The organism is Lacticaseibacillus paracasei subsp. paracasei, assembly GCF_000829035.1.
In the GTDB taxonomy this organism is placed as follows: domain Bacteria; phylum Bacillota; class Bacilli; order Lactobacillales; family Lactobacillaceae; genus Lacticaseibacillus; species Lacticaseibacillus paracasei.
Genome location: NZ_AP012541.1, coordinates 1,272,463 through 1,284,313, shown reverse-complemented (window position 1 = coordinate 1,284,313; position 11,851 = coordinate 1,272,463). Strand labels below are relative to the sequence as shown.

General features: G+C 46.1%; 12 protein-coding genes. 3 read left to right on the top strand and 9 right to left on the bottom strand.

Annotated elements, in window-relative coordinates; all coding sequences use genetic code 11:
• Nucleotides 1–13: 13 nt before the first annotated feature.
• The 3 genes from LBPC_RS06405 to LBPC_RS06395 form a co-directional block, all read right to left on the bottom strand.
• Nucleotides 14–724, bottom strand: coding sequence for a 5'-methylthioadenosine/adenosylhomocysteine nucleosidase (locus tag LBPC_RS06405; RefSeq protein WP_003570151.1), 711 nt, complete (start codon nt 722–724; stop codon nt 14–16).
• Between the two features lie 102 nt (nt 725–826).
• Entirely contained in the window at nt 827–1,087 is a 261-nt protein-coding gene (locus LBPC_RS06400) for a hypothetical protein (protein ID WP_016365910.1), read from the bottom strand.
• A 111-nt stretch (nt 1,088–1,198) separates the two neighbouring features.
• Nucleotides 1,199–1,735, bottom strand: coding sequence for an NUDIX hydrolase (locus LBPC_RS06395; RefSeq protein ID WP_016383414.1), 537 nt, complete (start codon nt 1,733–1,735; stop codon nt 1,199–1,201).
• A 301-nt stretch (nt 1,736–2,036) separates the two neighbouring features.
• Here LBPC_RS06395 and LBPC_RS06390 point away from each other — a divergent pair, with 301 nt between their 5' ends.
• Entirely contained in the window at nt 2,037–2,699 is a 663-nt protein-coding gene (locus LBPC_RS06390; RefSeq protein WP_003574907.1) for a 5-bromo-4-chloroindolyl phosphate hydrolysis family protein, read from the top strand.
• Nucleotides 2,696–3,907 carry a toxic anion resistance protein gene (locus LBPC_RS06385; protein ID WP_003565187.1) on the top strand — a complete coding sequence of 404 codons (1,212 nt, stop codon included), beginning with the start codon at nt 2,696–2,698 and terminating at the stop codon, nt 3,905–3,907. The genes LBPC_RS06390 and LBPC_RS06385 overlap by 4 nt, the downstream gene beginning before the upstream one ends.
• A 95-nt stretch (nt 3,908–4,002) precedes the next feature.
• On the opposite strand, the gene LBPC_RS06380 is transcribed toward LBPC_RS06385, so the two are convergent.
• Nucleotides 4,003–5,439: an MFS transporter gene (locus LBPC_RS06380; RefSeq protein WP_016383415.1), complete on the bottom strand. Its 1,437-nt coding sequence runs from the start codon at nt 5,437–5,439 to the stop codon at nt 4,003–4,005.
• Between the two features lie 175 nt (nt 5,440–5,614).
• On the opposite strand from LBPC_RS06380, the gene LBPC_RS06375 reads away from it, so the two are divergent.
• Nucleotides 5,615–6,520, top strand: a complete 906-nt coding sequence (locus tag LBPC_RS06375; RefSeq protein ID WP_003565182.1) for a phosphate ABC transporter substrate-binding protein PstS family protein — start codon at nt 5,615–5,617, stop codon at nt 6,518–6,520.
• Between the two features lie 136 nt (nt 6,521–6,656).
• On the opposite strand, the gene LBPC_RS06370 is transcribed toward LBPC_RS06375, so the two are convergent.
• From LBPC_RS06370 to LBPC_RS06350, 5 genes are all read right to left on the bottom strand, one after another.
• Complete coding sequence (locus LBPC_RS06370) at nt 6,657–6,878, bottom strand: cold shock domain-containing protein (RefSeq protein ID WP_003565181.1); 222 nt, start codon at nt 6,876–6,878, stop codon at nt 6,657–6,659.
• 12 nt (nt 6,879–6,890) lie between these two features.
• A complete protein-coding gene (ileS, locus tag LBPC_RS06365) occupies nt 6,891–9,677 on the bottom strand; it encodes an isoleucine--tRNA ligase (RefSeq protein ID WP_016376104.1) in 2,787 nt (928 codons plus the stop codon).
• Nucleotides 9,678–9,923: 246 nt separating this feature from the next.
• A complete protein-coding gene (locus LBPC_RS06360) occupies nt 9,924–10,709 on the bottom strand; it encodes a DivIVA domain-containing protein (protein ID WP_003661031.1) in 786 nt (261 codons plus the stop codon).
• 57 nt (nt 10,710–10,766) lie between these two features.
• Complete coding sequence (locus tag LBPC_RS06355; RefSeq protein WP_003661032.1) at nt 10,767–11,546, bottom strand: YlmH family RNA-binding protein; 780 nt, start codon at nt 11,544–11,546, stop codon at nt 10,767–10,769.
• 6 nt (nt 11,547–11,552) lie between these two features.
• Complete coding sequence (locus tag LBPC_RS06350) at nt 11,553–11,846, bottom strand: YggT family protein (protein ID WP_003565173.1); 294 nt, start codon at nt 11,844–11,846, stop codon at nt 11,553–11,555.
• Nucleotides 11,847–11,851: the final 5 nt, after the last annotated feature.

Sequence of the window (11,851 nt, the reverse complement as noted above, 5' to 3'; positions counted from 1 at the left end):
TAACAATCAACTCCTAAGACTGAGGTGATGCCTGTAGGTGAGCAAAAAAGCTAAGAAGCATCGCGGCACTTTGTTCGCCCGCCTTGATCACAAATTTGTCAAAATCCACTCCGGACTGCTCGTCAGCGACATCGCTCATTGCCCGGATGACAACAAACGGGGTATGGAACTCTTTGGCCACCTGACCGATAGCCGCCCCTTCCATTTCGCTTGCTAACGCCTGCGGATAGATTTTCAGAATTGCCGCAATCGCATCCTGACCGTTAACAAACTTGTCGCCTGTCACAATGAGGCCAACCTTTGACGTTAAACCGGTTGTGCTGGCTGCCGCCTGAATTTTAGCCACATAGTCTAAACCGGCTTCAAAAATTTGCGGCTGTTGTGGCAACTGCCCTGGTAAGTAACCAAAAGCCGTTGCATCCACATCATGATACGCAACCCCGCTCGAAATAACAACATCACCGATCGCCAGACCTTGACCAATACCACCGGCACTTCCGGTGTTAATCACAACATCCGGTTTAAAAGTTCCCAACAACAAAGCCGCCGTCATGGCCGCTTGAACCTTGCCAATACCAGACTGAACCAAAATCACATCAATCCCGTCAATTTGGCCCTCAAAATAATGTTGACTGGCAATCACCGTTTCATGTTGCTGAGTCTGTTTGGCCAGTAAGGTCCTGATTTCTTCTTCCATGGCACAAATAACGCCGACTTTTATCAAAATATCGCTCCGTGCTTTCTTCTATAATATGAGTGAATCAACTTTCTTCCACTGCGCTTGCGCTACAGTAGCCATTTCTGGTAAGTGCCAAGAATAGCTAGCTTACCCAAAATAGAGTACCAGAAAAACAATCACCAACAAGCCAAGGACAATCCCGATGGCCCAATTCAATCTTTTTTTGAGACTGTTGACCTTCCTGAAGGTCACCTCGTCAAAACGGGCATTCTTGATTTCGGGTTTGCCTTTGGTTTTGCGAGCATAGTCTTTTTCAACTTCAACTCGTTTGGCCTCGCGGGCGCGCGCCGCGTGTTGTTCTTTTTCCTGTGCCTCACGATATGCTTTGCGCGTGTTAACTTCCGCCATGTTGCCCTCCTTTAACGCGTTTGCCAAGCCAGAAGCCTGCGGATAAGGATCATCATTGCACTCGTCAAAAAATGACCATCACACTTACGACCTCTTATATACCAAGCCGGTTCACGCTCCTATTCCTTGCTGCTGCCAATAAAGTAAAGCCAGCAAGGTTTTGCTATCGCAGATGCGACCGTCATCGACTGCTCGCCAAGCTTCTGGCAGTGTCAACCATTCGCCTTTGACGAACTCATCCGGATCCTGATGCAATTCATTGGTTGCCAAATGCAGCTCGCTGGCCAGAAACAAAGCCATGGTCGCATCAGAAAAACCTAGTGACTGAAAGTAACTCGCCAAAGGTTGCCACTTCATCGCCGTCATGCCGGTTTCTTCATTTAATTCCCGGCGTGCAGCTGTGAGCGGTGCTTCTCCTTGATTGATTTTACCTGCTGGAATCTCTAATGTCATCTGACCGATTGTTGATCGAAACTGGCTGACAAACAGCGCCTTGTCGTCTTTTAAGGCCAAAACACCAGCAGCCGGTTGGGCGCGTACAATTTCTCGCTGTGCGGTTGTGTTGTTTGGCAACTTAACTGTGAGTTCATCCACAGCAATTAATTGCCCAGTAAAAACGCGTTGCTGAGTGATCGGTTCTTCGTCCACTTGATTTTCCCTCCTTAACTGCATTCGCAGGCGCAGAAATCTTCACATAAGGACCCCGGCCATCATGACCAAAAAATGGTCATCACCGCCTAAACCCGTTTAAGTGCTGGTTTCTAACCACGCGAGTCCATGCTGGCCTCTAAAGCTTCAAAATGGCCAAACAACCCTAATTATTAGCTTACACCAGCCAACCTACAACCGTGCATCCTTAATAAAATAATTACTAATATCCAACTTCCGGCTGATAGTCAAGCCGCGGGGGTGTGCTACACTAAATGCAAACGAAAGAGGAAGTGATCTCGTGGCCACAAGCAAACGTATTCGCATATGGCGAATTATACTCTGGGCCGCCATGGGTGCGGCAATAGGTGCACTGTCCGGACGTTGGGTGATCGCCTTGGCCATTGGTGTGGTCTTTGCCTTCGCCCGCTATATCGGTGAACTAAGCCGGCCTAAGCCAAAATCAACCAGTCTCCCGTCACTTGATCCGAAGATGGCTGAACATTATGCTGCATCCGGTTTAAGTGATGAGGAAATCAAACTTTTTAGAAAAACAATGGCAGATCTTGCCGAACAAATTCGGACTATCGAGGCACTCACAAAAGAAGTACCAAAGTTGCGTGCGCTCACATTAAATACCGATTTGGTTGACCTGCTACATGCCTATTTTGAGGCACTTGTTCAAGCACCACAACGCTTAACCGATGCCGGCACGTTCGTTTATCAGCAGGTACCTAATTTACTGGATCTGATGCAAAAATATGCCCAGATTACGCATCACGAGGTAAAGACGGCAGATACGTACGAAACCTTAGACAAAGCATTTTCGACCATGACTTCTATGGCAGGCAAAATCAAGTCAGACTATCAAGCCTTCATTAAAGATGATCTTGATGATCTCGATAGCGATGTTCGTCTTGCCAAAAAACACCTTGATCCAGATAAGGTGCATGAAACGGAGTGAATAATGTGAATGATGACAAACAAACCAATCTGACAGATGATTTATTGGCCGATCCTTTCAGCACGTCAGAAGCTTCAATGACCAACAACAATTCGGCTGAGGCTGTTCAAGCAGCGGCCACAGCGAGGCCAAAACTAAGTGCTGAACAAGAAGCAAAAGCACAAGAATTAGCCAGCAAAATCGATGTGACGAAAGGCGAAACTGTTTTGAATTATGGCGCTGATGCCCAAAAACAACTTGGCGTCTTTTCACAAAACATGTTAACTAAAGTTCAAAGTCAGGATACCGGCGCAGTCGGTGATGCCTTGACAAGTCTCATGACGAGATTGAACGAGGCTAACCCAGACGAATTAAAAGCTGAAAATAATAATATTTTCCGCAAATTATTTGGCCGTGTCAAGCGATCAATCTATGAAATCACTGCGAAGTATCAAAAGATCGGTGCTCAAATTGATACGATTGCCAATCGCCTTGAAACATCACAACGCGGGTTACTCAATGATAACAAGCTGTTAGACGAATTATATGATCAAAACAAAGCTTATTTTGATGCTCTGAATATTTATATTGAAGCGGCCAATCTTAAGTTGCGTGAACTCAATGACAAAACCATTCCTGAAGCGGTGAAAGCAGCCGAAGCAGCCAATGACCAAATGGCAATTCAGCAAGTCAATGATCTGAAACAATTCGCGTCACGTTTGGATAAACGTGCTTACGATCTGCAATTGGCTCGACAAATTACCATTCAACAAGCACCCCAGATTCGCCTGATTCAAAACACGAATCAGGCTTTGGCCGAAAAAATTCAAGCCAGCATCAACACAGCGATCCCACTGTGGAAAAATCAAGTGGCCATCGCCCTCACCTTGTTGCGGCAAAAAGATGCTGTCACGGCCCAGCGACAAGTCTCGCAAACCACCAATGACCTGTTAAAGAAGAACAGTGACATGTTGAAGATCAGTTCGATTGAAACTGCGAAGGAAAATGAACGCGGTGTTGTCGATATTGAGACGTTAACGCAAACACAAAACGACTTGATTGACACTTTGAAACAGACCTTGCAGATTCAACAAGACGGTCGGGTTAAACGCCAAAATGCCGAAAAGCAACTGGTTCAAATGGAAGGCGAACTGAAGGAACAACTGCTAAATTATACGCACGGTGATATGAGTCATCAAGGCCCCAAAGACGTCACACCAGACAACTGATCAGTAGTTATCTGCTATAAAAACATTTCGCCAATTAAAAAAGCATCCCCGCAATGAAGCTAAAAAGGCAGGGATGCTTTTTTTATGTCTTTCACTTAGACAGCTGTCTCATGACGTACCTGCCACATGCGATAGCCGGTTAAAATCACCGCTAGTATGCACAACCCCGTTGCAACCCAAAAAGAAACATGCATACCAGAAATGAAAATGTCCGGTTGCCCAGTCAGATAAGTGGTTACTTTTTTCCCAGCAGTATGACTCATGGAAGAAAACAGCACTGTGGTGGCCGTTGAGATGCCGACGACCATTCCTAAATTACGCGCCAACGCATTCATACCGCCAGCAATTCCTAAATCACGGGTCGGCACACTCGACATCACCACAGTATTATTTGGTGCTTGAAACAGCCCATTGCCAAATCCAACTAAGCCGATCATCAACGCAACAAACATAAACGATGTCTGCAAATTGAAGAAAGCATACCCAATCTGACTGGCAACAATGATCACCAACCCTACCATTGTGATGCGATAAGGACCGATGCGATCAGCAATGCTACCCGCCACCGGAGCCACAATCACTTGCACAATCGGAAAAATCATCAATAAGTACCCAGCTTTTTCTGGTGATAATCCCCGCGCATTCTGAAGATAAAACGGCGAAATGACGTTGAAGAAAAAGTTCGTGACGAAAATAAAAAACGCAGATAACAAACTCAGGGTAAACGCACTGTTTTGAAAAATCTTGAAGCTGACCAATGGATCGGTTTTATGATTTTCAATATGAACAAAGGCAGCGAACGCCACGATAGCTAATGCAAACAACCCAAGAATGAAGGGATCGGTAAAGCCGCGTTCTTGTCCCAAAAAGATCCCCATAAAAAGGGACAAAATCAAGACTAGAAACGTCACAAAACCAGCCCAATCAATCGGCACGCGCCTGCTGGGTAGATCTTTTGGCAAAACAATCGTTCCGAGGATCAAAGCGACAATTCCAATCGGAATATTGATCCAAAAAATATACCCCCAAGGCAACTGGCCTAAAATCAAACCACCAATCCCAGGACCAGCAATTGCGCCAATCGAAACAAAGGAACCGATCAGGCCCAAGGCGCGACCACGCTCATTCATTGGAAAAATCTCCGTTACGATCCCATTATTGTTCGCCATGGTCATAGATGCACCGGTAGCTTGAACAATTCGCGCAGCAAGCAACAAGGCAAGACTATTGTTGAAACCGGCAAAAAGCGAACCAATTAAGAATAGTACCATCCCAACTCGGAAAACTTTGATTTTGCCAATTGAATCACCTAGCCGGCCAAAAAACAGCAACAAACCACAGATCATCATCAGATAAATCGAAACCACCCACTCCGCTTGATTCATTGGAATATGTAAATCGCGACTCATCACTGGCAAAGCAATGTTGACAATTGACCCATCTAGCGTCGACATAATTGTAAACATTCCGATGGCAGTTAGGATCCACCACCGATTTTTCTGAACATTTTTGTCCTCAATGTAATTTTTCACGTGTTCCGCTCCTTTAATAAAGCCTATCTGCGTCATTATACGCCGAGTGTTGTCGCCATTTCAAAGGAACCGTTACAGCCTTTACAAAAGTAAAACGTATTCTTTACAGCAACGTGGCGAAGTCTTTACACAGCAACCTTATGCTTAGGTTATTCAAGTATTGGAGGGAAAAGTAATGAAGCATTCGAAATTGTTCGTCGGTTTGACCGTGGCCTTAGCCGCCACCTTAGTATTGGCAGGCTGCGGGTCCAAATCCGCCAGCAGTTCAAGCAAATCCAGCTCTGCCCCAATCAAGCAGAGCAAGATTTTGGCAGTTGGTTCAACAGCTTTACAGCCTTTGGTTGAACAGGCAGCTAAGCAATATCAAACAGACAATCCTAAAGCAGAAATCACCGTGCAAGGTGGTGGTTCAGGCGCCGGTTTGAGTCAAGTTGCAGCCGGTTCAGTTACAATCGGTAATTCAGACATTTTTGCCCAAGAAAAATCTGATTTGAAAGCTGATGATCTGGTTGACCATCAGGTAGCCGTTGTTGCGATTGCACCAGTTGTCAACAAGGACGCCGGCGTCAAAAACATCTCCACGCAGCAATTAGTTGATATTTTCCAAGGCAAGATCACTAACTGGAAAGAAGTTGGTGGTAAAGATCAGGCCATCGTATTGATTAACCGCGCACAAGGTTCCGGGACACGAGCAACGTTCGAACAGTTCGGGATCAAGACAAATAAAGTTAAAACCAGTCAGGAACAAGATTCTAGCGGTACTGTTTATCAGATGGTTTCAACAACACCGGGTGCCATCAGCTATCTCGCCTTCTCAGCAATTAAAGACGGTGTTCAAAAGCTTGCCCTTAATCATGTCCAACCAACGGACAAGAATGTGACCACCAACACTTGGAAGATTTGGGCCTATGAACATATGTACACCAAAGGCAAACCAAACGCCTCCACAGCAGCTTTCATCAATTATATTCAGTCAAAGAATGTCCAAAAGACATTGGTACCAAAGCTCGGTTACATCCCCGTTACTCAGATGACCGTTGCCCGTACGCATGACGGTAAGATCGAAGAAATCAACAAGTAATTTAAGTCTAAAAACCTGCACCACAAAAACTGAATGCTGTATACAAAAACACCGCGATTTGATCTCGCGGTGTTTTTTACTGTCTAGGATTTACGTAAGCGCCCTATCGCCAGCCGACAACGGGGCGTCAAAAAGTCTATTGCGGTGTACCATCCTCAGACCGATGAACCGTCACATTCGCTGCTTGTGGACCCCGAGGCCCTTCAACAATAACGAAATCAACCGTTTCACCGGGTGTCAGACTTTTAAATCCCGGTTCATTAATCGCCGAAAAGTGAACGAATATATCCGGTTGCCCCTCAGCTTCAATAAAGCCATAGCCTTTGTCAACGTTAAAGTTTTTAACGCGTCCTTGCATGTCTTCACCCGCCTACTTATCAAACCCGTTGGTGACAGCATCTGGGAAATTAGCCTCAACGATAGCCGCACACCGGCTGCACAATTGCGGCAACTTTGGATCTGTACCAATATCTGTACGCACCATTCGGCAGCGTGGGCAAACTTCGCCGTCAGCATGTTTTACAACAACAGCCATGTCATCAAACTGTTCGGCATTGGCCGGTGCCTTCGTAGTTGCAGGCGCAATTTCGAAGTGACTTGTGATCAAAAGCTGCATCACATTGGCATCGACGTCATCCAGCATATCACGAACAGGTTCAGAAGGATAAACTGTGACTGCAGCTTCAAGCGACTTCCCGATAACTTTGTTGTCACGAGCAAGTTCCAAAGCCTTTTGCACTTCAGAACGGAAGTCCATAAAGCCTGACCAGATATCTAATAATTGGCTTTCATCATCAAACTGTTCTGCTTCTGGCATATCAGCCAAAGCAGCATAGGCTTCTGGCTGCTTGAGATATGGCCAAACTTCTTCTGCTGTATGCGGCAGAATCGGCGTGATCAACTTAGTGAGGGCCAATAAGGCGGCAAACATCACGGTTTGCATACCACGCCGCTTAGGATCATCTTTCGCCTCGATGTACACAACATCTTTAGCGACGTCCAAATAGAAAGCACTCAGATCATTGACAAGGAAACTGCTGATAGTCTTCTCGACGGTCGCAAAATCATACACATCATAAGCTGTTTTGATTTGCTTGATGATTTGGTTTAAGCGAACCATCATGTAACGATCAACTGATCCAAGTTCATCATAAGCAACCGTATCTTTTTCAGGATCGAAGTCGCCTGTGTTAGCTACCATAAACCGCATCGTATTTCGAATCTTTCGATAAGCTTCAGAAGTTTGGGCAAAGTTATCTACAGAAACTCGCACATCAGAGGAAGAGTCAACCGTTGCGACCCACAGCCGGATGATTTCAGCCCCAAACTGCTTTTCAATCGTGGCCGGGACAATCGTGTTACCTAGGCTCTTACTCATCTTGCGTCCTTTGCCGTCCAAGGTGAAACCTTGCGACAAAATACCGCGATAAGGTGCGACACCAGTGGCAGCAACGCTGGTGATCAAACTGGAATTAAACCAGCCGCGATACTGATCAGACCCTTCCAAATACAAATCAGCTGGGAAACTGAGCTCTGGGCGAGCCGCCAAAACAGCCTGATGAGAGGAACCGGAATCGAACCACACATCCATGATGTCTTTTTCTTTGGTGAATTGACCATTCGGACTATGCGGATTCGTATAGCCTTCTGGCAACAAGTCTTTCGCCTCTCGTTCGAACCACACATTTGAGCCATATTTTCCGAACAGATCAGCAACGTGATTAATCGTCTCTTCTTCAATAATCGGTTCGCCATCTTCAGCATAGAAGATCGGCAACGGCACGCCCCATGCGCGCTGACGGGAAATAACCCAATCGCCACGATCACGAATCATATTGTACAGCCGTGTCTTGCCCCAGCTCGGCTTAAAGTCAACCGTATCAATAGCCTTTAGAATCTGATCACGGAAAGCATCAATTGACGCAAACCATTGTGTCGTTGCCCGGAAAATAACCGGCTTCTTTGTCCGCCAGTCATGCGGATAGCTATGGGTGAAGAAATCAAGCTTCAGCAGGGCGCCTTTATCAGCCAGTGCTTGGGTGATCTGCTTGTTGGCATCATCATAAAAGACACCTTCAAAACCAGGCGCATATTCATTCATGTAACCTTTGGCATCAACCACTGAGACGACAGGCAAGCCGTATTTAACCCCGACTTTGTAGTCATCTTCCCCATGACCAGGCGCTGTATGGACAAGTCCAGTCCCAGCATCCAACGTGACATGATCAGCATTCATGACAAGACTCGTGCGATCATATAAAGGATGCTGAGCAGTCATTTTATCCATATCCGTGCCCTTAAAGGTTTTCAGGATCTTCGGATTTTCCCAGCCAATTTCTTCAGCTACGCGATCAAGTAATTCGGCAGCAACCACGTACTTTTTGTCGCCAACTTGAACCTGAACGTAATCGAACCGCGGATTAACCGTAATCCCATAGTTAGCCGGAATGGTCCAAGGTGTGGTGGTCCAGATGACCAGATAGGTATCAGTGTCAAGTAAGCCCTTGCCATCCACAACTTTAAAGGCAACGTAAATGGATGGTGATTTATCATCGTGATATTCAATCTCGGCTTCAGCCAGAGTCGATTCAGATGACCATGACCAGTAAACCGGCTTCAAGCCATGATAGATGTAGCCCTTTTTCGCCATGGCACCAAAAACCCGAATTTCACTGGCTTCATAATGATGCTGCAGCGTAATGTAAGGATGTTCCCAGTCACCCATCACGCCTAGGCGTTTAAAGTCAGTGCGCTGTTTATCGATTTCCTGCATGGCAAACTGCCGACAAAGTTCACGATAATCGGTCATCGACATTTCCTTGCGCTTCACACCTTGTTTCGCTAGTTGCTGTTCAATCGGCAATCCGTGAGTATCCCAACCAGGAACGTAAGGCGCCCGGAAGCCATTCATGGATTTGTAGCGAACAATAATATCTTTACTGATCTTATTCAAGGCGTGACCCATATGAATATTGCCATTCGCAAATGGCGGGCCATCATGTAGCATAAACGTTGGCTTGCCTTCATTTAATTTTTGGCGTTGCTCATAGACGTGGTCCTCATCCCACTTTTTCTGCCAAATCGGTTCATTCTTCGGTAAACCAGCGCGCATTGGGAAACTGGTTTTACCCATGTTCAAGGTATCTTTAATTTTCACGTGACCCGCTCCTTTATTAATTGAAATCAAAAAAGCCCGCCCTAATATTAGGACGAGCAAACGTGGTACCACCTAACTTCAGGGAACAAGTCCCCCTCAGTGATTGACTAACGGTGATCAACCGGTCCCGCTTACCAACTTCGGCAGGACAACTGTGAACTGATATCGTTCAGCGGTACTTGTCAGGCTCACACCCACTTCCTGACTCGCTGCAAAGGGAACCACCAAACGACGCGTGTTCATACGTTATTGAGCATCATGATCGATTGCAGACTCAGAATCATTGGTACTGTCATTTGTCGATTCTGACTCAGCCGCCGCCGAACTAGCCGGTGTATCTGCTGCTGCTTGCGAGGCTGGTGCGCCACTTTGATCATCTGGAAAAATGATCTCAGTATAGGTACCATCAGCGCCGGAAACTGCTCCCTCTGAGTTTACGAAACCCTCGTGGGCATTGTCAAGCGAATCTTGACTCGGATCGGTCGTATCGGCAGCTTCAGGTGAACTGGAAAGCAATTCCTTCCACTCTGGACTCTTCACAACTTCAAGCTGTGACTCCAACATCACTTGCAGACGTTGGCGGAAGACCCGGCTTTGTCGCTTGAGGTCTTCAGTTTGGACAGAGATATTCTGACGTTTCAATGCGGCATCATGCAAGGTTTGTTCCGTTTGAGCTTGAGCTTGATGCAACTTCTGGTCAGCATCTGCTTTGGCCTTGCTCAAAATAGCCTGACCATCCTGCTGCGCCTGCTGCTTAATCAAATCAGCTTCCTGATGCGCGCTATTTTTAACCTTTTCAGCACTTTCCTGAGCGACAATAATCGATTGATTCAAGGCTTCCTTCATATCCGTGAAGTACTGAACCTTTTCCTTGGCATCTGCCAATTCTTTTTTCAGGCCCTCGTTGTCCTTGATCAAGCTACTATAATCTTTAACGATCTGCGCAAGGAAGTCATTGACCTCGTCCTTATCATAGCCGCGCATTTTGCTGCTAAATTCTTTATTGTGAATGTCTAGTGGACTCAAAGCCATTGATAGTCCTCCTCATCAATTCGTTTTCTGGGACAATTGTTGCACTCGGCGGTGTGACTACTTATGAATCACGGCCGCTGAGACCCTTAGTTTACCTTTTTTACTCTCTCCAAGAATCTCATCAAGCCGCAAGCGGCCAAACCCTCGAACAGAGATAATATCTGATGTTGCAATTTCAGCATCCGGTGCATCCGATTCACCAAACTTAAGACGCACCTTACCGCCTTGAATTAAGGTTTTGGCACGTTGACGCGAGATGTTAAACCCGTGGGCCACAACTGTATCCAAGCGTAAAGCACTGACTGAAAAATTGAGCGGCTCCCAGTCATTTTCCGGTGTCACATAATCCGCCAGCGGATGTTCAGTGAAATGAACACCCACGCGCCCGATTTTATCAACATTGCTTGTGACCCAATCCTGCATGTGCGCGGCCACAAAGAACTGCCAAATGTCACCATCCGTGATAATGTCACCGAAAACATCACGATCAAGGCCTGCGTTCAGTAGGGTGCCTTGCACTGTACTATGGTGCAGTTCGGCGAATTTCTCCGGATAAATGATCTGTAACAACCGAATATCAAAATCAGCCGCCGTTGCTGAGAAATAGCTCGGTGCAAAGATGATTCGTTGCCGCTCAGCGTGGGGATACCCGCCAAAATGTACGAGCTTAATATCGTCATCGGCGCTTACTAAACTGGTTGCAATCAACCGTTGACGTGGATCTGTAAAGTCTGTCAGCACTGGCCGGTACTCCGTTCGTGCGGTTTCAATTAGTTCCGCAAAATGGTCGATCAGTGCCGCTTCATCTTTTCGAAAATGCTGATAGATGGCATCCATAAGTTGTCACCCGATTACAAGCTTCTGGACTAACATGATAAATAATTTCGTCCAAGCCATTTTAATAAGTGAAAGTACAAAGAATGCTAGGATTGGTGAAAAATCAATTCCAGCCAATGGTGGGATGAATCGCTGAAAGATGCTCAGAAACGGATCAACAAATCTGCTTAAAAAGCGATCCAGTGCTGAGCCTTGAGCATTGGGAAACCAAGATATCAAAATGTAAATGAAGACCATGATGATATAAAGGTAAATTGCCCAACTGCCCACCTGGTAGATTGCATTGAGTAAATTGAACACTTGAC